18 protein-coding genes and 6 tRNA genes are annotated in these 23,803 nt (G+C 41.0%); 17 read left to right on the top strand and 7 right to left on the bottom strand.

Going from position 1 to position 23,803, the window contains the following annotated elements; genetic code table 11:
- Nucleotides 1–9 precede the first annotated feature (9 nt).
- From kdpC to PR834_RS19320, 4 genes are all read left to right on the top strand, one after another.
- Nucleotides 10–603, top strand: a complete 594-nt coding sequence (gene kdpC, locus PR834_RS19335) for a potassium-transporting ATPase subunit KdpC (RefSeq protein WP_036957946.1) — start codon at nt 10–12, stop codon at nt 601–603.
- Nucleotides 604–611: 8 nt separating this feature from the next.
- Nucleotides 612–3,299 (top strand): two-component system sensor histidine kinase KdpD, encoded by a 2,688-nt coding sequence (gene kdpD / locus PR834_RS19330; RefSeq protein ID WP_272536868.1) that lies wholly within the window; start codon nt 612–614, stop codon nt 3,297–3,299.
- 16 nt (nt 3,300–3,315) lie between these two features.
- The gene (kdpE, locus tag PR834_RS19325; protein WP_080544454.1) at nt 3,316–4,002 is read left to right on the top strand and encodes a two-component system response regulator KdpE; all 687 of its coding nucleotides are present in this window, start codon (nt 3,316–3,318) and stop codon (nt 4,000–4,002) included.
- Nucleotides 4,003–4,098: 96 nt separating this feature from the next.
- Nucleotides 4,099–4,494 carry a DUF5329 family protein gene (locus tag PR834_RS19320; protein ID WP_004256937.1) on the top strand — a complete coding sequence of 132 codons (396 nt, stop codon included), beginning with the start codon at nt 4,099–4,101 and terminating at the stop codon, nt 4,492–4,494.
- Nucleotides 4,495–4,702: 208 nt separating this feature from the next.
- On the opposite strand, the gene glnS is transcribed toward PR834_RS19320, so the two are convergent.
- The 6 genes from glnS to nagE form a co-directional block, all read right to left on the bottom strand.
- Nucleotides 4,703–6,370 (bottom strand): glutamine--tRNA ligase, encoded by a 1,668-nt coding sequence (gene glnS / locus PR834_RS19315; RefSeq protein ID WP_110591327.1) that lies wholly within the window; start codon nt 6,368–6,370, stop codon nt 4,703–4,705.
- Between the two features lie 168 nt (nt 6,371–6,538).
- Nucleotides 6,539–7,354: a sulfite exporter TauE/SafE family protein gene (locus PR834_RS19310; protein ID WP_262961182.1), complete on the bottom strand. Its 816-nt coding sequence runs from the start codon at nt 7,352–7,354 to the stop codon at nt 6,539–6,541.
- A gap of 210 nt (nt 7,355–7,564) precedes the next feature.
- Nucleotides 7,565–8,374 carry a sel1 repeat family protein gene (locus tag PR834_RS19305; RefSeq protein ID WP_262961183.1) on the bottom strand — a complete coding sequence of 270 codons (810 nt, stop codon included), beginning with the start codon at nt 8,372–8,374 and terminating at the stop codon, nt 7,565–7,567.
- Nucleotides 8,371–9,624 (bottom strand): hypothetical protein, encoded by a 1,254-nt coding sequence (locus PR834_RS19300; RefSeq protein ID WP_262961184.1) that lies wholly within the window; start codon nt 9,622–9,624, stop codon nt 8,371–8,373. Before PR834_RS19300 ends, PR834_RS19305 begins: the two co-directional genes overlap by 4 nt.
- Nucleotides 9,625–9,810: 186 nt before the next feature.
- On the bottom strand, nt 9,811–10,065 hold the full coding sequence (locus PR834_RS19295; protein WP_262961185.1) for a cloacin immunity family protein: 255 nt from the start codon (nt 10,063–10,065) through the stop codon (nt 9,811–9,813).
- 248 nt (nt 10,066–10,313) lie between these two features.
- The gene (gene nagE / locus PR834_RS19290; protein WP_164565432.1) at nt 10,314–12,341 is read right to left on the bottom strand and encodes an N-acetylglucosamine-specific PTS transporter subunit IIBC; all 2,028 of its coding nucleotides are present in this window, start codon (nt 12,339–12,341) and stop codon (nt 10,314–10,316) included.
- Nucleotides 12,342–12,759: 418 nt separating this feature from the next.
- Between nagE and nagB the strand changes: the two genes are divergently transcribed.
- From nagB to PR834_RS19240, 10 genes are all read left to right on the top strand, one after another.
- Nucleotides 12,760–13,563 carry a glucosamine-6-phosphate deaminase gene (nagB, locus tag PR834_RS19285; RefSeq protein ID WP_004256954.1) on the top strand — a complete coding sequence of 268 codons (804 nt, stop codon included), beginning with the start codon at nt 12,760–12,762 and terminating at the stop codon, nt 13,561–13,563.
- Between the two features lie 75 nt (nt 13,564–13,638).
- Entirely contained in the window at nt 13,639–14,802 is a 1,164-nt protein-coding gene (nagA, locus tag PR834_RS19280; RefSeq protein ID WP_004256957.1) for an N-acetylglucosamine-6-phosphate deacetylase, read from the top strand.
- A gap of 11 nt (nt 14,803–14,813) precedes the next feature.
- Complete coding sequence (gene nagC / locus PR834_RS19275; protein WP_004256960.1) at nt 14,814–16,037, top strand: DNA-binding transcriptional regulator NagC; 1,224 nt, start codon at nt 14,814–14,816, stop codon at nt 16,035–16,037.
- A gap of 370 nt (nt 16,038–16,407) precedes the next feature.
- Nucleotides 16,408–16,484, top strand: a tRNA-Met gene (locus tag PR834_RS19270).
- A gap of 7 nt (nt 16,485–16,491) precedes the next feature.
- Nucleotides 16,492–16,576, top strand: a tRNA-Leu gene (locus tag PR834_RS19265).
- A 31-nt stretch (nt 16,577–16,607) separates the two neighbouring features.
- A tRNA-Gln gene (locus PR834_RS19260) sits at nt 16,608–16,682 on the top strand.
- A 31-nt stretch (nt 16,683–16,713) separates the two neighbouring features.
- Nucleotides 16,714–16,788: transfer RNA gene (locus PR834_RS19255), tRNA-Gln, on the top strand.
- Nucleotides 16,789–16,838: 50 nt separating this feature from the next.
- Nucleotides 16,839–16,915, top strand: a tRNA-Met gene (locus PR834_RS19250).
- 10 nt (nt 16,916–16,925) lie between these two features.
- Nucleotides 16,926–17,000 (top strand) — tRNA-Gln (locus PR834_RS19245).
- A gap of 546 nt (nt 17,001–17,546) precedes the next feature.
- Entirely contained in the window at nt 17,547–18,902 is a 1,356-nt protein-coding gene (locus tag PR834_RS19240; RefSeq protein WP_036957950.1) for a dicarboxylate/amino acid:cation symporter, read from the top strand.
- 70 nt (nt 18,903–18,972) lie between these two features.
- Here PR834_RS19240 and ubiF read toward each other — a convergent pair whose 3' ends face one another.
- Nucleotides 18,973–20,160: a 3-demethoxyubiquinol 3-hydroxylase gene (ubiF, locus tag PR834_RS19235; protein ID WP_262961109.1), complete on the bottom strand. Its 1,188-nt coding sequence runs from the start codon at nt 20,158–20,160 to the stop codon at nt 18,973–18,975.
- 479 nt (nt 20,161–20,639) lie between these two features.
- Here ubiF and miaB point away from each other — a divergent pair, with 479 nt between their 5' ends.
- From miaB to ybeY, 3 genes are read left to right on the top strand one after another with little or no spacing between them, the layout of a single operon-like run.
- Nucleotides 20,640–22,070, top strand: a complete 1,431-nt coding sequence (gene miaB / locus PR834_RS19230; protein ID WP_096864953.1) for a tRNA (N6-isopentenyl adenosine(37)-C2)-methylthiotransferase MiaB — start codon at nt 20,640–20,642, stop codon at nt 22,068–22,070.
- A gap of 39 nt (nt 22,071–22,109) precedes the next feature.
- On the top strand, nt 22,110–23,162 hold the full coding sequence (locus tag PR834_RS19225; protein ID WP_004908988.1) for a PhoH family protein: 1,053 nt from the start codon (nt 22,110–22,112) through the stop codon (nt 23,160–23,162).
- The gene (gene ybeY, locus PR834_RS19220) at nt 23,163–23,630 is read left to right on the top strand and encodes an rRNA maturation RNase YbeY (RefSeq protein WP_110591317.1); all 468 of its coding nucleotides are present in this window, start codon (nt 23,163–23,165) and stop codon (nt 23,628–23,630) included.
- Nucleotides 23,631–23,803 lie beyond the last annotated feature (173 nt).

The following is a 23,803-nucleotide window of genomic DNA, read 5'->3' as shown; positions in this document are numbered from 1 at the left end:
GAGTTGATTATGAATATGATCCGTTCGTCGATTATCATGTTACTAGTACTCACCATTTTTACCGGTATTGCTTACCCATTAATGGTAACTGGTCTCGCTAACATCTTTTTTCCATGGCAGGCTCACGGCTCTCTACTTATGCAAGATGAACGTACTGTTGGCTCAGCCTTGATCGGGCAAAATGTGGGTGATGTCCGCTATTTTCACGGTCGCCCCTCTGCGACGGTTGATAGCCCCTACAACGCATTAGCTTCTGGCGGAAGTAATTTAGCGGTCAGTAACCCGTTATTACAACAAACGATGATTGAGCGTAACGAACAACTGCGCGCAGCAAACCCCGATGCAGATAACGCCACCCCAGTGGATTTACTCACGGCGTCTGCCAGCGGCTTAGACCCCAATATTTCTATTGATGCAGCATTATACCAAGCTCCACGCATTGCAAAAAGCAGGCAAATTCCTTTGGATGCGGTAAAATCATTGATAGAAACACATACTGAACAGGCGCTGTTACCCTTTTTAGGCGAATCAGTCATTAATGTGCTAAAACTGAACCTAGCACTTGATGAATATCAACAACAAATAAACAGTCAAACTCACTAGGGGCTGTGATGAACAATCAGGAACCTATTCGCCCTAACCCCGATGAACTCTTGGTCAAAGCCAATGAAATTGGGCGTGGCAAATTAAAGATTTTTTTCGGTGCCTGTGCAGGTGTTGGAAAAACGTATGCCATGCTGCAAGAAGCGCAAAGGCTTAGAGCCCAAGGGCTAGATGTTCTGGTTGGCGTGGTAGAAACCCATGAAAGAGAAGAAACAGCCGCGTTACTTGACGGCCTTTCTCTGTTACCACCCAGACGCATTACTCATCACGGCCGCCGCCTAAATGGCTTCGATATTGATGCTGCAATTGCTAGGCATCCTGCCATAATTTTAATGGATGAATTAGCATTTAGTAATCCTAATGGCAGCCGACACCCTAAACGTTGGCAAGATGTCGAAGAGTTACTTGATGCTGGAATTGATGTACTGACGACCATCAACGTTCAGCACATTGAAAGCCTGAATGATATTGTTGGAAGCATTACAGGTATTCGAGTCCGTGAAACGGTTCCAGACCATATTTTTGATGCCGCTGACGAAGTGGTGTTAGTCGACCTTCCCCCTGACGACCTACGGCAACGTCTTAAAGAAGGTAAGGTATACATACCAGGGCAAGCCGAACGCGCCATTGAGCATTTTTTCCGCAAAGGAAATTTAATTGCACTTCGTGAACTCGCACTTCGTCGCACTGCCGACCGAGTTGATGACCAAATGCGTGAATTTCGTGGCGGTAAAGGCCAAGCGCCCGTATGGCACACTCGCGATGGGCTATTGTTATGCGTTGGCCATAATACGGGAAATGAAAAGTTAGTTCGTACCGCGGCTCGGCTTGCCGCAAAATTCGGTAGTGTCTGGCATGCTGTTTATGTTGAAACCCCTTCGCTTCATCAGCTACCTGAAACACAGCGTAGAGCTATCTTAAAAGCATTGCGACTTGCTCAAGACTTAGGGGCAGAAACAGCGACCTTATCAGATCCTTCTGAAGAAAAAGCCATATTGCGTTACGCACGAGAACATAATTTAGGGAAGATATTAATTGGCCGACGTAATAAAACAAATAAATGGTTTAAGTTCAATTTACGCCCCGGTTTTGCCGATCGCCTAGGTAAGCTCGGCCCAGATCTAGACCTAGTGATCGTCGCACTTGAAGAAAAAAGTGAGTGGGACAAAGAACCCGAAAGAAAACCGTTCTCTGAAAAATGGCGATCGGATATGAATGGCTATTTAATGGCCATTGTGATGTGCGCCGCTATCACCTTATTTTCACGTACCTTTTTATTAGCACTCGATAAAGCCAACCTCGTGACACTCTATCTATTAGGTGTCGTGTTAATCGCATTATTTTATGGTCGACGCCCCTCTGTCTTTGCCGCCTTGGTTAACGTGATCAGTTTTGACCTGTTCTTTGTTCAACCCCATTTTTCCCTTGCTATCATGGATATGCAATATTTAGTCACTTTTACGGTGATGCTAATTGTTGGGGTTGTTGTGGGGAATTTAACTGCGGGTATGCGCTACCAAGCTCGTATTGCTCGGTATCGCGAACAACGGACCCGTCATTTATATGAAATGACAAAAGAATTAGGCCAAGCCATCACCACTGATGATATTGGAAAAACAGGATATCATTTTCTCAATAATGCCTTCCAAGCCAAAAGTTGCTTGTTATTACCTGATGAGGATGGCCAATTAACACCGTTGCAATGTGATGGCTACACGGCAATGCAAATTGATAAAGCCATTGCTAAGTGGAGTTTTGATAAACGCCAGCCAGCCGGTGCTGGTACGGATACTTTGCCAAGTGTTCCTTATCAATTACAACCTATCACCACTGCCGACCAAACCCTTGCCGTTCTTGCCATTGAGCCAAGAAACATACGCCAGTTATTGATCCCAGAGCAGCAACGCATGCTGCAAACCTTTACGGGGCTGATTGCAAGCTCGCTTGCTCGTCTACAACTGACCAAACAAGCTGAATTAGCCAAATTAAATATTGAACGTGAACAACTGAGAAACTCGTTACTTGCCGCACTTTCCCATGATCTAAAAACGCCACTTACCGTTTTGTTCGGGCAAACTGAAATTTTAATGTTGAACTTATCAGCGGAAAATTCACCATTAACAGAGCAAGTCAACCAAATGCGCCAACAAGTACTAAGCACCTCTCGCTTAGTTAATAATTTACTGGATATGGCTCGTTTGCAATCTGGCAGCATTCAACCCAACTTAGCGTGGGAATCACTACAAGAAATTACCAGTAGTGCCGTTAGAACCTTAGATTACACCTTACACAGTCACCCTTTAGAGATTGATATTCCAGCAGATTTATTGCTTTATTGTGATGCCAATTTGATTGAGCGAGTACTAATCAATCTCTTAGAAAATGCCGTAAAATATAGCAATAACGATACCCCGATTGGTATTCGAGCCGCAGTTGAAGGACAAAAAATTCATATTGAAATATGGGATGCCAGCAATGCGATCCCAAACGGGCAAGAAAAAACCATTTTTGATAAATTTTCTCGGGCACAAAAAGAATCAGCAATCCCAGGCGTTGGCTTAGGGCTTGCCATTTGTCGTGCTATTATCCAATTGCATGAAGGCGAAATTTGGGCGCAAAACAATAATAAAGGTGGAGCCAGTTTCCATTTTGTTTTACCTTTAAAGCAACTGCCTGATATTGAGGCAGAAATATAGAAGGACCCTCGATATTGTGAGTACTAACCATCAAATACTGGTTATTGAAGATGAAAAAGAAATCCGTCGCTTTGTTCGTTTAGCGTTGGAGGGTGAAGGCTGGAAAGTGTTTGAAGCCGAAAATTACCACCGCGGCCTAATCGAATCGGGTACTCGGCAACCTGATTTATTGATTTTAGACCTTGGCTTGCCCGATGGTGATGGGCTTGATTTAATTCGTGACCTACGTCAGTGGAGCAGTATTCCGATTATTGTTTTATCCGCTCGCGAAGAAGAATCACAGAAAGTGGCTGCATTGGATGCAGGCGCTGATGACTACCTCACAAAACCCTTTGGGATTAGCGAATTACTGGCTCGTGTTAGGGTTGCTTTACGGCGTTTCGGCAAATCCACCCAAGAAAACTCAAAATGCCAGTTTGGCGATATCACTATCGATTTTATTAATCGAATTGTTACCAAGCAAGGTGAAGAGCTCCACCTTACCCCGATTGAGTTCCGTTTACTCAGTGAACTCGTGGCTAATAGCGGTAAAGTATTAACTCAACGGCATTTATTACTGCAAGTTTGGGGGCCTAATTATGTGGAACATAATCATTACTTACGCATCTATATGGGCCACCTACGGCAAAAATTGGAAAATGACCCTGCTCGCCCTATTCACTTATTAACCGAAACAGGGATTGGTTATCGGTTTATGCCCTAATGGATTACCATTCATTGAATTCTAGGAATCTTACCGATAGTTTAAATTAAAAGGCTGCCTATAATTTACTCACCTTTTTTCTATGGAGAGAAATTCGTGCAGTCACTCACAGCCCAACTATCAAACCGTTTTTCATCTGCTTTAGTACTTTTTTTAAGCGTTTTTGTTACCACCCAAGCACTTGCGCTAAGCCCTGAAGAAAAAGTTCGTACTGAATCATTACTAGCAGAGCTTGGTAAGCAACAGAACCTTACTTTTACTCGTAACGGAACTGAACATTCTGCTGCCGACGCAGAATCTCACTTACGTTTAAAACTACGTAAAACAGAAAAACGTCTCAAAACTACAGAACAATTTATTGATAATGTTGCCTCAAAATCGTCCATTACTGGCGAAGAGTACCAAGTCAAAGATGCACAAGGTAATGTGATCCCAGCCAATAAATATTTGCATGGTTTACTGAAAGACAAAGTGGATAACAAATCTGAGTAAATACTGTAGGTTCTGTTGATTACTATAAAAAACGCTGGCAAATAAATGTCAGCGTTTTTTTGTTCTAATATTCGATCTAGCCCCTAAATAATTTGTACCACAGGTAGGCGGTAAATTAAGTTATCCTGTGAGCATACATAAGTATGTGACTCGGGTAACTTAATGAAGCCAACACCCCTGTGGTGCAAAGTATGACAGGGACATAAAATTAAGAATTTTCGAGCTTCGCCCAAGTATCACGCAACCCCACCGTCCGATTAAAGACTAAATGATCTGCACTACTTAGCTTATTATCCGCGCAGAAATACCCTTCACGCTCAAACTGATACGCTTTTTCTGCCTCTGCATTTTTCAGGCTTGGCTCAACAAAACCATGGCGAATAATTAATGATTCAGGATTGATAACGGATAAGAAATCGTCTTCTGCACCTGGGTTTGGCACAGTGAATAAACGGTCATACAGACGAATTTCTGCAGGTAATGCATGCGCTACGCTAACCCAATGAATAACGCCTTTCACTTTACGGCCATCTGCTGGATCTTTATTTAATGTGCCTGCATCATAAGTACAGTAAATGGTTGTAATATTACCATCCGCATCTTTTTCAACACGCTCTGCTTTAATGATGTATGCATTACGCAAACGAACTTCTTTGCCTAATACTAAACGCTTATATTGGCGATTTGCTTCTTCACGGAAGTCCGCACGGTCAATATAAATTTCGTTACTAAATGGCACTTGGCGCGTTCCCATCTCCGGTTTATTTGGATGGTTTGGCGCTGTTAAAATCTCTTCACCAGCAGGCATGTTTTCAATGACAACACGAACTGGGTCGATAACCGCCATAGCACGTGGTGCTGACTCATTCAGATCATCACGAATACAAGATTCTAAAGAAGCCATTTCGACGTTGTTATCTTGCTTCGTCACACCAATACGTTGGCAAAATTCACGAATAGATGCTGCGGTATAACCACGACGACGCAAACCTGAAATGGTTAACATCCGTGGGTCATCCCAACCATTTACGTGTTTTTCGGTCACTAATTGGTTCAGTTTACGCTTAGACATCACCGTATATTCCAGATTCAGACGAGAAAACTCATACTGACGAGGGTGACAGTCAATCGTGATATTATCTAAAACCCAATCATATAAACGGCGATTGTCTTGGAATTCTAAGGTACATAAAGAGTGAGTAATGCCTTCTAATGCATCAGAAATACAATGCGTGAAGTCATACATTGGATAAATACACCATTTATTGCCAGATTGGTGATGTTCCGCAAATTTAATACGATATAAAACTGGGTCGCGCATCACCATAAATGGCGAAGCCATATCGATTTTCGCGCGTAAACACGCTTTTCCTTCTTCGAAGCCGCCCGCACGCATTTTTTCGAATAGTGCTAAGTTGTCTTCAATTAGGCGCTCACGGTATGGGCTATTTTTACCAGGCTCTTTGAGTGTCCCACGATATTCGCGAATTTCGTCTGGGCTGAGCTCATCAACGTAAGCTAAGCCTTTTTTGATCAACTCGATCGCGTATTGATACAAAGTATCAAAGTAATCAGAGGAATAACGAACATCGCCGCTCCACTCAAAACCAAGCCATTTAACGTCTTCTTGAATAGAGTTAACGTATTCGACATCTTCTTTTACAGGGTTTGTATCATCAAAACGTAAGTTACATTGGCCCTGATAATCCTTGGCAATGCCAAAATTCAAGCAGATTGATTTCGCATGACCAATATGTAAATAGCCATTCGGTTCAGGTGGAAAACGCGTATGCACTGACGTGTGTTTTCCAGTCGCCAGATCTTCATCTATGATCTGACGGATAAAATTTGTTGGGCGAGCATCTGCCTCATTCATTGTCATCATTCCTCAATGCCAAAAGCGCGCAAAAGCGTATAGTAATTAAATATATTCTACCATAATCAATCAGGAAACAACCGTTTGATTGCGCCAAGTGCAGCAAAAGCGATGATCAGAAGGAATTTAGGGTAAAAACCTCATCTTTACCCACCGATATACGCGATTCTAAGCCAGTATCATGACGGCTAAAACGACGAGTAACAGTAACGGATAACTTTGGGCATGACGTTTATCGCTCAAGTAAGGCATTAATAAAGAAGCAAAACGGATCCCTAACCACGATGTCACAATTAAAATTAATGCCCCTTTGATATAAATCATCCCCAGAAACCCTGCTCCGAGATCAGTGTGCTTATCAATAGCGAAATAAAAATAGGTTAATGTGCCCGTGATTGCCATTGGTAATGTCAATAGGTTCGCAAATGCGGCTGCTTGGATCATACTGGCACCACGGCGCCGCATTAGTGGAACGGTCATCACACTGCCGCCAACACCTAAAAATGCCGCCACCGCACCAATCACCACGCCAATCGGGGTATCGGCAAAAATACCGCCACGGGAGGCTTGTATACCTATAGATTCTGTTTTCATAAAACCGGGACGAATAAAGCAATCTAAAATAGTGATAATTAAATAACCAATAAATATCCAACGAATTAATGCACTATCTACGGATAGCGCAACAATGGCCCCAAATATGCCACCAATTGAAATTGGAATAATAAACGGACGAATAATTGCCCAGCTAAGATTACCTTTTAAGTAATGGGCACGACTTGATAACGTTGATGAAAAAATCATCACGCAGGTTGAAGTTGCCACCGCAATTTGCATTGCCACTTCATTCGCACTATGGCTCGGCCCCCACACTAAGGTAATCAATGCGTATAACAATGGAACAGTGATAAAACCACCACCGAAGCCGAATAGTGCGGTGGTGATCCCCGAAATAAAGCCAAATAAACACAGAAGCAGTTCCACATATAACCCCTCTCAGTAATTGAGAAAATATTTTATCGATGAAAAAAGCCCCTTGCTTATGCAAATTTGACAACCTTGTTTGAGATTTCGCCAATGTTATTAATAAATGCAATTTTTTAATACGAAAAATAGAGTGTTTTTTACACTCTATTTTTAACGTATTATTCATAACTACCTTTCATACTAGTCATAAAATAAAATTTTGGTAAATTAACCAATCGCATCTTTCTCTTTCTGATTTCCTCTATGTTTTTTTAAGTACGCTTCTATTTTCTTTTCTACTTTATCATTACATTCTTTAACCCAAATACGATTATTAGGATCCTGTTGTTTACATTTATCACCCTCATTTGATATTTTGAGTAAATCAACATAGGTATCAAAATTCTTGAGGTAATATGCATCTTGCCCCTTTGGATTATCTCTTGCTACCATTTCTAAGTAGTATTTAGCTTTATTAAAGTCCTGAGGGATCCCGCCGAGTCCATGTAAATAAATCGTCGAAAGATTTTTTCCTGCTACAAGTACCTTATTACCATAAAGGTGATAAGCGCGTTTATAATATGAAATTGCTTCTAACATATTTTTTTTCGAGCCTTCATTACCATGCTGATGGTTTACCCCTGTAAATAACAGAGCTAACCCATTATTAGAATTAATTTCTAATACTCTCTTCAAAAAGAAATTAGCCAGAGCACACTCCTCTTTTGCACCTTTCACATTATGTAAATGCTTAAAATCGGTACAACCAATTCTGAAAAAAGAAAATAAGGCATAATTATCATCTTCATTATTGTTTTTTAATGCCCGATGATATAACTCAACCACTTGCTGTTGGTTTGCAGGATAAGAAACTTTTTTAGGTAGGTCTGGGTCATAACGTAGTTCTGTTTCATTATACCCAATGGTATATAGACGATCTCTTACAGTTGGAATTAAAGGAGGATTTGTATTCCCTCCCCAAGTTGGAGTCCCGATAATGAACGCTCCTATAACGATAGACCATGAAAGCAACCTCACGAGATTTTTCCTAAATCATTGGTAGAGAGTGAAGTTGCATGAGGATAGCTTGTTATGGTGTCTGCAATTAAAAAGATACAGTCATCATTTGAGGGGAATGAAAAACCAACCATATTATCAATAAGTTGATTAAAATTTTGTTGTAAATTAATCGTATTCGCTCGCTGGTGAAATAATACATCAACGACTTCAGTTTGCTTATTATTATCCCAACTTACCTTAGCCATTAATTTATGGAAATTACCATTCTCATCATAAAAATTGAGCTCATTTGCATTCAACTCAATTGCGTTAATGCCCATATTACTTAAATTTGTTAATTCATGGAATTGACTAATACCATCCGAATTTTTATCTTGCCAGACTTTTAACTCCAACCAAAACTTATCACTTGAATTAATAATTCTATCAGTATTACTGTCCAATTCAGATAAAGCAGAAAAGCCATCTTTCAGTCGTGTATTACTAATCTGTAGGCTATTGTTACCAAACAATTCGTTACCTGAATTAATCATGCCATCTTTATTTTTATCCCACACCAGTAATCCATCATCTGGGTGTACCCAGCCTGTTCGCGACTTAATTGCATTTCCTTTAAAATCGAATTCAACGCCAAAACTATCTACTAAAGTTTGTACACCATTACCATCTAAATCAATTACTAATGGTGTTTCGTAATCATCAGCCAAATTGTCTAAATTCTCATAAGCATCATCAGGCCAAAAGGGGATATTAATACCTTGCATGCCTGCTTTTTCTAGCTCTGACTGAACAAATTTACCGCACGTTTTTTCCCCAGTTAAACTAAATGGATTATAATTCGGAGGCTGCGTTTTTCCTGTTTTATAATCATGCATAGCCGTATATAGATTATTGAAATGACTAAAAAACTGTTGATTATTTGATGTTATCGTCAATGTGGAAGCACTTTTATAACGAACATGATCATTAAAAGACAAATTATCTTTTGATGACCCCCAATCTTCTCCTGGACTAAGTCCCATGCTAATTTGTTCATAATTATGTGTCACAGGATTAATGCCTCGAATACTAATATAGGTATGTCCCCATTGTGATGTATTCCCCGTGTCTTCTCCTAACTGATTGTAAATTGGACTACCTTTAGGCGCCACATGAATGGTTATGCTGGGTGGCCCTATCTGCATCGGGTCATGACCTGCGCCTAAGTTTCTATGAATATTCATATCTTCTAGTTTATGGATCTGTAGGTGCTTTATTGACTCTGTCATAATACATATTCCTTATGTTATTACTTTGAATAAACCCCTAATATTTCTACAGATTTTTACCTTTATTTTAAATAAATAAATTATTTACCAATTATTTTATATACCCCCCATTTTTATGGGTAAATATTAACCTGCATAAAAAAAAGCAAATTAAATGATTTACTAATAATTTATAAATATAAATAATTACCATTCTTCTCGATAATCGAATGAAACTTGATAATCATATTTATTAAATTTAAATTTATGTTTTATATGCTTTTGAAGATTAGAGGCCCAATCAGAAAGCACATCAAAACAACCATTATTAATAATATTTTCCTCAGGATTAATGGTTTCCTCTATAATGCTATCATTATCGCCTAGATCTAGAGAATACTCTTCACCAACATATTCCTCTGTTTGTTTATCAAACCAAACCAAATGAATTTTTAATCCCATTTCTTTCTCCTTATAGATACTTTTTTATAATTATTTTAGGCGCTTTAATTTTAATTATTCGCGTATTTTAGAAAAAACACCTCCCCACAAAGCTAACAATTAATTATATTTTCTTTATAAACTAAACTCAATTGATAGTGATTATCATTATTTGTTATACCCTGTATGATTATCTTTTTCTTATTTAACCACCATAAAAAAAGGGTGGCCTAAGCCACCCTCTTACTAACTTATAATATTAAACTGAACTATTTCAGAACATTATAAATAACCGTTTCGCCTGCTTTTACTTCACCGTCAACTAAAATCTCGACGCCAGCAAAATCATCGATATTACTAATGATAACAGGGCTAATCATTGATTTGGCATTAGCTTCAAGGAACGCGAGGTCGAGGTTCAGAATTGGTGTTCCAGCAGTCACTTCCGCACCTTCTTCCACTAAACGTGCACAACCTTCACCTTTCAGTGCAACAGTATCAATACCCATATGAACTATGAGCTCAACACCGTTTTCTGTTTCAAGGCAGAATGCGTGGTTAGTTTCGAAAATTTTCACCACCGTACCTGACGCCGGCGCTAACACTTCGCTGCTTGTTGGTTTGATGGCAATACCATCGCCCACAATGCGGCTAGAGAACGCTTCATCTGGCACATCGTCAAGGGAGAACACTTGACCACTGACCGGCGCAACCAAAGATAAAATCACATTGCCCTTTGCTTTTGTAGGCTCTGCGGCTTTTTTCTCTTCTGCTGCTGCAACTGGTGCAGAACCGGCAATAGGGCCTTTTGCAATTACTTCAGTCATTGCTTTTGCGACCAATTCAGCACGTGTACCGACAATCACTTGCACATTTTGTTTGCTTAAGCGGATAACACCTGAAGCGCCTAAACGTTTTGTCATGGCGTCATTAACAATCGCTGAATCTTTAACACCTAAACGTAAACGTGTGATACAGGCATCAATACTGACGATGTTGTCACTGCCACCAACTGCTGCAACATATTGGCGAGCTTCTTTTTGAATATCGCTGTCACTGTTATCGGCAGGGCTAATGCTTTCGTCATAACCATCAATCGTTTCATCACCTGCGCTCTCTTCACGGCCTGGTGTTAACAGGTTGAATTTACGGATCATGAAACGGAAAATGACATAATAAATGCAGAAGAAGACTAAACCTTGGACAATCAACATATACCACTGAACGGCTAATGGGTTACGTGACTGCAATAGCATATCGACTAAACCTGCGCTGAAGCCGAATCCAGAGATCCACTCCATCGTCGCTGCAATATAAACAGAGATACCCGTTAATAATGCGTGGATTACGTACAGAATTGGTGCCACGAACATGAAAGAGAATTCGAGTGGTTCAGTGATACCTGTAAAGAATGCCGCAAACGCACCGGCAATCATAATACCAGCAACTTTCGCTTTATTTTCTGGACGTGCGCAGTGGTAAATCGCTAATGCCGCGCCCGGCAGACCAAACATCATAATTGGGAAGAAACCAGCTTGGTAGCGACCTGTAATACCTACCGTTGCCAGACCTGCATCAATTGACTTAGCGCCGCCTAAGAAGTTTGGAATATCATTGATTCCTGCAACGTCAAACCAGAACACCGAATTGAGTGCGTGATGCAGACCGACAGGAATTAATAAACGGTTGAAGAAGGCGTAAATACCCGCACCCACAGAACCTAAGTCTTTAATGCTTTCACCGAAAGAGACTAAACCGTTGTAAACCACCGGCCAGACATACATCAGTATGAAGGCTAAGATGATCATTAAGAACGAGGTCAAAATCGGTACGAGACGACGGCCGCTAAAGAAAGACAACGCTTTGGGTAGCTCTACGCCACTATAACGGTTGTACAATTCAGCTGATAGAACCCCAACTAAGATACCCACGAACTGGTTATTAATTTTACCGAATGCCGCAGGAACGCTTTCCAGCGGAACATTCATGATCATGGAATAAGATGCAGGCGAACACAGTGTTGTCACCACTAAAAAGCCGACAAAACCGGTCAGTGCAGCCGCACCGTCCTTATCTTTTGACATCCCATAAGCAACACCAATAGCAAATAGCACGGACATATTATCGATAATAGCCGCACCCGATTTAATCAGTAACGCCGCGATTGCACTATTGGCTCCCCAACCATCTGGGTCAATCCAATAGCCAATCCCCATCAGGATTGCTGCGGCTGGTAGTACAGCAACTGGCACCATAAGTGCCCTACCAATCCGCTGTAAGTAGCTAAGAATATTCACAAACTCCCCCCTTTATCGCCCTATTTTTGCCCCATTTACGGGATCTTATTGTTCACACACCTAAATCATAATTTAGGTTATTGAGAGTATCAATTTTATAGTCTAAATTAATTGTTTCGCGATGCAAAATAAATAGGTTCGATTTGTGATAAATGTCAACGAAAGAGTTACCGATATGACTAAATTACTAGCTATTATCGAAAACTTATTTTATGATTAAAAATAACTTATTTATGTTATTAACCTGTATATTCTCAGCGCGTTTAAAATGCAGGTGTAGCCGTTAAAACGGCACTGTGTACCAACACCAGCGCGTAATAAATTTGTAGTATAACGAGTATTCCTATATCTAATGAATAACATCAGGGATACATATATACATGAAAGATTTCACAGACTTATTAGAGGTAATTGAGACATGAGGCTAATTCCACTTAACAATGCGCATGATGTCGGCATTTGGTCCGCACAGTATATTGCTGACAAAATTAACGCATTCAACCCAACTGCTGATCGCCCTTTCGTTCTTGGGTTACCAACAGGCGGCACTCCTCTTGCCACTTATAAGGCATTGATTGCTTTATATAACGCAGGAAAAGTCAGTTTTAAGCATGTGGTAACATTTAATATGGATGAGTATATTGGTATTCCCGCTAATCATCCTCAAAGCTATCACACATTTATGCATGATAATTTCTTTAACCACATCGACATTCAAGCGCAAAATATCAATTTACTGAATGGTAATGCCCCTGATGTTGATGCGGAATGCCAACGTTATGAAGATAAAATTAAATCTTACGGCAAAATTAATTTATTTATGGGCGGCGTAGGTAACGACGGTCACATTGCTTTTAATGAACCCGGTTCTTCATTGAACTCTCGTACCCGCATTAAGACATTAACACCAGAAACGCGCCAAGCTAACTCACGTTTCTTTGATAATGATATCAATCAAGTACCAAAATTCGCTTTAACTGTGGGTGTAGCCACGTTAATGGATGCTGAAGAGTTAATGGTACTCGCTACGGGTGCGAATAAAGCGAACGCAGTTCATGCAGCAGTTGAAGGTTCAATTAACCATATGTGGACAGTAAGTTGCGTGCAAATGCACCCAAAAGCACTGGTCGTTTGTGATGAACCCGCAACACTCGAATTAAAAGTTAAAACGCTTAAATATTTCAAACAGCTAGAATCTGAAATTATTGAAAAGTTTAACTAAGATTATGTTTATCAATCACCCGGTCAGCGAAAGCTGATCGGTGACCCACCTTCCAGAGGTCAGGAGTTTTAAGCCATGTATGCATTAACAAATTGCATTATTTATACAGGTCATGAAAGACTGGATAACCATGCGGTCGTCATTGATGGTGAAATCATCAAAGATGTTTGTCCTGTCTCTGAATTACCTTCCCATATTCCACAGCATGACCTACAAGGTGCAATCTTATCCGCTGGGTTTATTGACCTGCAAGTCAACGGCTGTGGTGGTGTCCAATTCAATGATAATAAAGAAAATGTCACATTAAAGAATTTGGATATCATGCAAAAAGCCAATGAGCGTACAGGGTGTACCAGTTACCTGCCAACGCTGATTACTTGCTCTGACGAATTAATGAAGCATGGTATTGAGGTCATGACAGAGTACTTAAAAGACCACAAGAACCAAGCTCTAGGACTTCATTTAGAAGGCCCATATATTAATGTTATCAAAAAAGGTACGCATAACCCTGAATTTATCCGCCAACCATCCGCGCAGATGATTGATTATTTAGCCGCTCATGCAGACGCTATCACTAAAATTACTTTAGCGCCTGAAATGGTAGAACTTGATTACATTCACCAATTGAAAGATTCCGGCATTGTTATTTCTGCTGGACATTCAAATGCGACGTATGAAGAAGCCAAACTGGGTTTTAAAGCCGGAATTCGCTTTTCAACGCACCTTTTTAACGCCATGCCATATATTTCAGGCCGTGGCCCAGGTTTAGTTGGCGCTATTTATGACACTCCTGAAGTATATGCGGGAATTATCGCTGATGGCTTGCATGTCCAGTGGGCAAACATTCGTAATAGCAAACACTTAAAAGGTGATAAATTAATTTTAGTGACTGATGCCACAGCGCCCGCAGGAATAGATCCTCAAACTGGTGAAATGGATCATTTTATCTTCGCAGGTAAAACCATATACTACCGCGATGGATTATGTGTAGATGAAAATGGCACACTCAGCGGCTCATCACTCACAATGATAGAAGCAGTGAGAAACAGTGTAGAGTACGTGGGTATCCCATTAGATGAAACACTGAGAATGGCAACGCTCTACCCCGCAAGAGCCATTGGAGTTGATGAGACCTTAGGGTCTATTGCTCCGGGTAAAATTGCGAATTTAACCGCGTTTAACCACGACTTCGACGTCCTTGCAACCTATGTTAACGGAGCCGAAGTCTACAAAAAATGAGTAACTAGCTAATGAATCAAAGCCACTCGCTGAAGCAAATTGGTAATATTGATCTCGTCAAACAACTAAATAGCGCTGTCGTCTATAGTTTAATTGACCAACATGGCCCGATATCAAGAATTCAAATCGCGGAGCAAAGCCAACTTGCCCCAGCCAGTGTGACTAAAATCACTCGCCAGTTACTCGAACGTGGTTTAATTAAAGAAGTTGACCAACAGGCCTCCACTGGGGGCCGTCGTGCTATATCTATTGTTTCTGAGCACAAAAATTTTCATACGATTGGCGTCCGCTTAGGCCGCTATGATGCCACCATCGCCTTATACGACTTAGGTGGCAAAATGATCGTCGATGCTCATTACCCTATCACAGAGCCTTCTCAGCAAGCCGTAGAACAAAAACTGATTGCTGCCCTTGAAGACTTTATCGAACACAATCAGAAACGCTTAAAAGAGTTGATCGCGATTTCTATTATTCTCCCTGGGTTAGTTAACCCAAACAGTGGTATTGTTTACTACATGCCGCATATCAAGGTCGATAATTGGCATCTCATCGACAACTTGCAAGCACACTTTAAAATTACCTGTTACGCAGGGCACGATATTCGCAGCCTAGCCCTCGCTGAGAGCTATTTTGGTGCAACTCGTGATTGCGAAGACTCACTGCTCGTTCGTATCCACAGAGGCGCAGGGGCAGGCTTAGTCATCAATAAAGAGATATTGCTCAACCACCGAGGTAACCTCGGAGAAATCGGCCATATCCAAGTTGACCCCCTTGGCGAACTTTGCCACTGTGGTAATTTTGGTTGTTTAGAAACCATTGCCTCAAACCAAGCGATTGAAGCCCGCGTAAAACAGCGTTTAGAACAAGGCTATTCAAGTTCCCTTACATTGGAAACTTGTACGATTTCCCATATTTGCCAAGCCGCTAATAAGGGAGACCCACTTGCTACGGAAGTTATCCAACACGTTGGTCGGCAAATCGGTAAAGCGATTGCAATCTCTATAAACTTATTTAACCCTGAAAAAGTCGTTATTGCAGGGGATATCACGGAAGCAGAACAAATTCTGTTACCCGCGATTCAAAGCTGTATTGACACACAAGCCTTGAAAGGATTTAGGGAAAATCTTCCCATCGTCACATCGCAGTTGGTTCATAATTCGGCAATAGGCGCTTTCGCACTCACTAAACGTGCGATGCTTAATGGTGAATTATTACAAAAATTGTTTGAAAGCTAATTTTTGGCGTTATTTTCTTTAAAGCAGGTTGAGATACCTGCTTTTTTATTAGCTATAAACTGAATTCTTCGTTTCATGAGTCATTTTTAAAACACTTCACACTCTTTCAGCTATCCTCCTCTTACAAATTCTTGGACTCTTTCGATGTTTTATTTCGCTTCATCACCAAATTACATTTATCTAGCAGGTAAGACAAAAGTGATTTTTTTCAAATATGGGCTTGTTTTTTGCTGGCTTTATCGACAAAATGATTATTCATCAAACAAACAGACACATTTTCTGAAAAATAGTGCAAAAAGCTGTTGACTGTCGTGTCTGTAATTAGCATAATGCGCCCCGCAACGCCGACGAAGGTTATGCAAAAAAAGATGGCTATGTAGCTCAGCTGGTTAGAGCACAACACTCATAATGTTGGGGTCACAGGTTCGAATCCCGTCATAGCCACCATTATTTTGCGGGAGTGGCGAAATTGGTAGACGCACCAGATTTAGGTTCTGGCGCCGCAAGGTGTGCAAGTTCAAGTCTTGTCTCCCGCACCATTTTCCTTCTCGGTAGCATTGAATTTAAGATTGGGGTATCGCCAAGCGGTAAGGCACCAGGTTTTGATCCTGGCATTCCCAGGTTCGAATCCTGGTACCCCAGCCATCTTAAAACAATCAATAGTAGAATTCCCGGATGGGGTATCGCCAAGCGGTAAGGCACCAGGTTTTGATCCTGGCATTCCCAGGTTCGAATCCTGGTACCCCAGCCATCTACTATCCTACCTATAGTTGCACAATTCATTTTAAAGAAATCATATATGGCTATGTAGCTCAGTTGGTTAGAGCACAACACTCATAATGTTGGGGTCACAGGTTCGAATCCCGTCGTAGCTACCATTTCTTTTGTTGGGGTATCGCCAAGCGGTAAGGCACCAGGTTTTGATCCTGGCATTCCCAGGTTCGAATCCTGGTACCCCAGCCATTCTCTTTTCAACATCGCTTAAATTAACTCCCTGCTCTATCTTACTATGCTTAGGCAGTCTTAATTTTACTTATCGATTTTATTGATAAATTAAATAAAAAGTAACAAATTAGCAGATAACTCCATTTTTTAAGCAGTAAAGTATCCCTCTCTACTGTTTTCTATATTTCCATCCCTATTTTTAGTTTAAATGATTACTTTTTGGTCATTTGCTTATTTATTTAATCCTAATATTACCGATTAACCAATAGCTTAATCGTTTAAAGTGATGTTAAAGCAACATTTACCTCATAAAATTTACGTTTGCATAACTTTTCTATCAAATGTGTGACTTCAATCATTTCTATATAACCATCGAAAGTGGTAATCTGCGCTCGAATTGTAGTTAGGTATGATTATTACCAGTTAAATTATTATCAACCTCTGGTACTAATAAACTCAGTCCCTTCTTCCATTCCAACTAAATTAGTTCTCAGAAACTCTAATAAAAGTTTTAAACCTAATAATTATAAATTGCCAAACGCAACATTTTTACAGAGAAAATTTATGCGAAACATGATAAAGCAACCCATATATAAGATCTTATATGTTCAGGTGATCGTAGCCATCGTTCTGGGTATAGCACTTGGCCACTTTTTTCCCGACATTGGAGAGTCATTAAAACCGCTTGGTGATGCATTCATCAAAATCGTTAAAATGATTATCGCGCCAGTTATCTTCTTAACGGTTGTCACTGGTATTTCAGGCATGTCAAACATGAAGGCAGTGGGTAGTGTCGCAGGTAAAGCGATGTTGTACTTCATCACATTTTCAACCATTGCATTAATTATTGGTCTTATTATTGCCAATATCATTCGCCCAGGCTCTGGCCTAAATATTGACCCTGCAACCTTAGACAGCACTAAAGTTGCTACTTACGTTGAAAAAGCCCACGAGTCTTCAATTGTTGGCTTTTTGATGAATATCATCCCCGATACCGTCATTAGTCCATTAGTAAATGGAAATATTCTGCAAGTTCTATTTATTGCGGTTATTTTTGGGTTAGCGCTAGCTGCAACGGGTAAACACGGCGAGCCTATCGTTAAGTTACTGCAAAACTTTTCTGAACCTGTGTTCAAAATGGTTGCGATGCTCATGAAACTCGCGCCTATTGGGGCATTTGGGGCAATGGCCTTTACCATTGGTAAGTATGGGATTTCATCTATTGGCAACTTAATGATGCTGATAATGACTTTCTACATTACATCCGTTCTATTTGTGTTGTTAGTGTTAGGAGCAGTTGCTAAATACAACGGCTTCTCCATCATTGCGCTAATTAAATATATCAAAGATGAGCTCTGGTTAGTTTTAGGTACCTCTTCTTCCGAAGCCGCACTGCCAAGCTTAATGCGCAAAATGGAGCATGCAGGGTGTGAAAAATCAGTTGTCGGGTTAGTTATCCCAACAGGTTATTCATTCAATCTTGATGGTACGAATATTTATATGACCATGGCTGCATTATTCATTGCTCAAGCTACCAATATTGAATTGACGATTTGGGAGCAAATTTCGCTGTTGCTCGTTGCAATGATTAGCTCTAAAGGTGCTGCTGGCGTTACTGGTGCGGGTTTCATTACATTAGCGGCAACCTTAATGGTTGTTCCAAGTATTCCTGTTGCAGGTATGGCCTTAATCCTTGGTATTGACCGCTTTATGTCTGAATGCCGTGCTTTAACTAACTTAGTGGGTAACGCGTGTGCGTGTATCGTTGTTGCACGTTGGGAAAAAGAACTGGATACCGAAAAACTGGCTCATGCGTTTTCAGCAAAAAATGAAACATTGGATTCTGTGATTACTGAAGATGACAGCATCAATACAGACACAAGTAATATTCAACCGGTTGATTTAGCTAATAATAAATAGCACTAACTTCTTCACTTAATAATAAATAGGCTGCTAATTAGCGGCCTATTTATTATATTCGAGATAATTTCTATAAACCTAACGCATACTTCAACGCCAGCTTTTTCGCTTCTCCAGCACGCTGTGCCGCCATCAACCCAAGATTCCTAAATATTTTTAATCCTGGTAAGTTTTCACTAAATGCCATGTAAAAAACATCCATCCCAGCTTGCATAATTAAATTATCAGGCAAACGACGTCGTTGATAACGTTTCAATACACCAAGAGAATTCCAAGGTTGTATATATTCACGCGCGTAAGTCACTTCTTTCAACAGAGCATCAACATCTCGGTAGCCTAAATTCACACCCTGCCCCGCTAATGGGTTGATAGTATGGGCTGCATCGCCAATCAATGCTAACCCATCCATCACATAGCGGCTTGCATGATGACGAGTCAGTGGAAATGCCCCTGACGCAATTGCGATAACAGGCCCTAAACGTTCAGGAAAGGCTTCGGATATTGCTCCCGTCAATTGTTCCATTGACATACCTTGTAGACGCCTAATCTTTGCGGGACTGTCATACCAGACTAATGAGGCCCAATTATCATACAGAGGTAAAAATGCCCTTGGCCCTGATGGGAAAAACTGCTGCCATGTTTTATCTTGCTGAGGTTGCTGTGTTTGAATGCTAATCAACATACATGACTGGCGATACTGCCAGCCGCGGCTACCAATTCCTGCCATTTTACGGACTTGCGAATTAGCGCCATCGGCTCCGACCACAAGCTTAGCTTGTAAAGTACGGCCATCATCTAATGCTAACATCCATTCTTTTTGCTGCTTAGGTTGGTATAAATTGATGAGTTTCGCCGGGCAAACAAGGTCTAGATTGCTGTATTTTTCACATTCTTGCCATAACGCAAGCTGTAGTACTCTGTTTTCTACCATAAACCCAAGTTCAGGTAGCCCAAGGCTTTTAGCATCAAAAATCACATTGCTATCTGGTTCTTCCCATGTTTCTAACTGGCGATATGGGGCACTTCGCATTGCCTTAACATGTTGCCAAGCCCCTAATTGCTCCAACAATTCAACAGAAGCGCGGCTAATCGCAGAAATACGAACATCAGGGGCACTTTGTGGGTCAAAGGCCACAGGTTGTGCTTTTTCAAGCAAAGCAACTCGCATGCCTTCTTGAGCAAAGCCCAATGCTGCCGCCGCGCCAGTCATACCCGCGCCAACGACGACAACATCATAAGATTCGATTAATTTATTCATACGTTCGCTACTATTTACTGTTTAATAAAGGTTACTGTTTAATAAAGGTTATTGTTTGATAACAGTGACCACGTTGATAAAGGTATTGTACCGAAAAATGAGGGTTCTCACAGGAAATATAGGCATTGAAGTCTTAGAGGTCATTCATTCCTCCACCTTAATAACCTTACAAATAGTATATTTTGCTGAAAACACTTTGATTTGCACAAAAAACAACCACAATTTTGCAACATCCTCTGGTCACTGATGCCGCAAATGAATACAATACGTGCTAATTTTAAAACAATAGGCAAATTGCCTGCCCTTAGATTTCGTGTAGTGATATTATTTTAAATATCTTTGCATTTATCCCATCATACAATGATGTCCTTAATCAAAATGCATGCGAGTTCCCAAAAATATAAAGGGTAGGACTTTGGATTTACAACGCGTTTCGGAGTCCATTACACTAGCCGCTTCGAAAACACCGGATATACGACATGTCGACGAATAAAAAGCTATATATTAAAACTTGGGGTTGCCAAATGAATGAGTATGACTCATCCAAAATGGTTTCTTTATTAGAAAATACCCATGGTTATCAACTCACTGAAGTTGCAGAAGAAGCAGACTTATTACTGCTTAATACCTGTTCCATTCGTGAAAAAGCACAAGAAAAAGTCTTCCATCAGCTTGGTCGTTGGAAGTTTTTTAAAGATAAAAACCCTGACATCATCATTGGTGTAGGCGGCTGTGTTGCTTCGCAAGAAGGGGATTTTATTCGCCAACGTGCGCCAAGCGTTGACATCGTTTTCGGCCCGCAAACTTTGCACCGTTTGCCTGAAATGATTAATCAAGTTCAAGGTACGCGTAGCCCTGTTATCGATATCAGTTTCCCTGAAATTGAAAAATTTGACCGCTTACCAGAACCTCGTGCTGAAGGCCCGACCGCATTCGTTTCCATTATGGAAGGCTGTAACAAGTATTGTACCTTCTGTGTAGTGCCTTATACCCGCGGTGAAGAAGTTAGTCGCCCTTGTGATGATATTCTATTTGAAATCGCACAGTTAGCTGCACAAGGTGTACGTGAAGTTAACCTACTGGGTCAAAACGTGAATGCATACCGTGGTGAAACCTTTGATGGTGAAATTTGCTCATTTGCAGAATTACTGCGTTTAGTCGCGGCTATTGATGGCATCGACCGTGTCCGCTTTACCACTAGCCACCCAATTGAATTTACTGACGATATCATCGAAGTTTACCGCGATACCCCTGAATTAGTCAGTTTCTTGCATCTACCCGTGCAAAGTGGCTCAGACCGCGTTCTAACAATGATGAAACGCGCTCATACCGCACTTGAATATAAAGCCATTATTCGCAAACTGCGTGAAGCACGCCCTGGTATTCTAATCAGTTCAGACTTTATCGTGGGCTTCCCCGGTGAAACAACCGAAGACTTCGAAAAAACCATGAAACTGATTGCAGACGTGAACTTTGATATGAGCTACAGCTTTGTCTATTCCGCGCGTCCAGGCACCCCAGCTGCGGATTTACCTGATGATGTAACCGAAGATGAGAAAAAACAGCGTCTATACTTACTGCAACAGCGTATTAATCAGCAGGCATTAAGCTTCAGCCGCCAAATGGTGGGAACCGTTCAACGTATCTTAGTTGAAGGAACATCGCGTAAAAACGTCATGGAGCTGTCTGGACGTACTGAAAATAACCGTGTTGTGAACTTTGAAGGTACACCGGATATGATCGGTAAATTTGTGGATGTCGAAATTGTGGATGTTTATACCAACTCATTGCGCGGTAAAGTCATTCGTACAGAAGATCAAATGGGTCTTCGCGTTCATGAATCACCAGAGTCTGTTATTGCACGTACTCGTAAAGAAGATGAGCTAGGTGTTGGCAGCTTTCAACCCTAAGCCACAACCATAGGATATTCAGTGACCGAGACAAAAAATTTGCAAATCGCAACACAAGAAATCTTTCTAGAACCCGCAGATAACCAGCGTTTAATGAGCCTCTGCGGGCCATTTGACGATAATATCAAGCAGCTAGAACGCCGCCTTGCTATCGAAATTAATCGCCGCGATAACCGTTTTAAGTTATCGGGTAAGCCGCTGAATGTTCAAGCGGCGAGCAAAATTTTGCGTCAACTGTATGTCGATACCGCGCCTGTGCGCGGTGTTATCCCTGATATCGACCCTGAAAATATTCACTTAGCCATTCTGGATAGCCGTGTTTTAGAGCAATCTGCCGATAGCGTTCCTGACTACGGTAAAGCGGTGAATATCAAGACTAAACGTGGTGTGATCAAACCACGTACTCCAAATCAAGCGCAATATATCGCCAATATTTTAGACCATGATATTACATTTGGCATTGGCCCTGCAGGAACTGGGAAAACCTATTTAGCGGTAGCCGCGGCGGTAGATGCGTTAGAGCGCCAAGAGGTTCGCCGTATTTTGCTAACCCGTCCTGCGGTTGAAGCAGGTGAGAAACTTGGTTTTTTACCTGGGGATCTCAGCCAAAAAGTCGACCCTTATCTACGCCCACTTTATGATGCGCTATTCGAAATGTTAGGCTTTGAAAAAGTTGAAAAGCTGATTGAGCGTAATGTTATCGAAGTCGCACCGCTGGCCTATATGCGTGGCCGTACCTTGAATGATGCTTTTATTATTTTAGATGAGAGCCAAAACACCACCATCGAACAGATGAAGATGTTTTTAACACGTATTGGTTTTAATTCCAAAGCGGTTGTGACGGGTGATATTACTCAGGTTGACTTACCTCGCGGGAGTAAATCAGGGTTACGTCATGCCATTGAAGTGCTTTCCGAAGTCGATGATTTAAGCTTCAATTTCTTCCACAGTGAAGACGTAGTTCGCCATCCAGTCGTTGCAAAAGTTGTCATGGCTTATGAGGCTTGGGAAGAACAAGACAATAAACGTCGCCAGCAGTTACGTGAAGAAAAAGAACAACAAAAGCAATTTGAAAAGCAGGAAAATCTATAAATGAGTGACATTATTCTCGATTTACAAATTGCGTGTGAAAACCCTGATGGCTTGCCTTCGGAAGCCGAGTTTCAGCGTTGGTTAGCTGCTGTTTTGCCTAAATTTCAAGCACTAAGTGAAGTCACTATTCGGGTAGTTGATGAGCAGGAAAGCCATCACTTAAATTTAACCTATCGTGGCAAAGACAAACCGACTAACGTGTTGTCATTCCCCTTTGAGGCTCCACCAGAAATTGAACTGCCTTTGCTTGGTGATTTAATTATTTGCCGCCAAGTCGTTGAGCAAGAAGCTATTGACCAACAAAAAACGGCGGAAGAGCACTGGGCTCATATGGTCGTTCATGGCTGCCTTCATCTTTTAGGCTATGATCATATTGAAGATGATGAAGCGGAAGAAATGGAAGGTTTAGAAACTGAAATTCTAGCTGAGTTGGGCTATGAAGACCCATATCTTGCAGAAAAAGAGTGACCTAACTATAATTTTTTGAGATATCTTTCTCAAAGAAAGCATTACTTTACAAAAAATTGACGGTTATTTTGCAGATAAACCGTCAATTTTGTGCTAAAAAAGAATGTAGTAAACTGTTTTTATTAACTAACCTAAGCTCCAAATACTTTGACTTGGGCTACTTTTGGTACCAA

The organism is Providencia sp. PROV182, from assembly GCF_028480325.1.
GTDB lineage: Bacteria > Pseudomonadota > Gammaproteobacteria > Enterobacterales > Enterobacteriaceae > Providencia > Providencia hangzhouensis.
The sequence above is the reverse complement of the archived record's forward strand: the minus strand, read 5'-3'. Positions and strand labels throughout refer to the sequence as shown.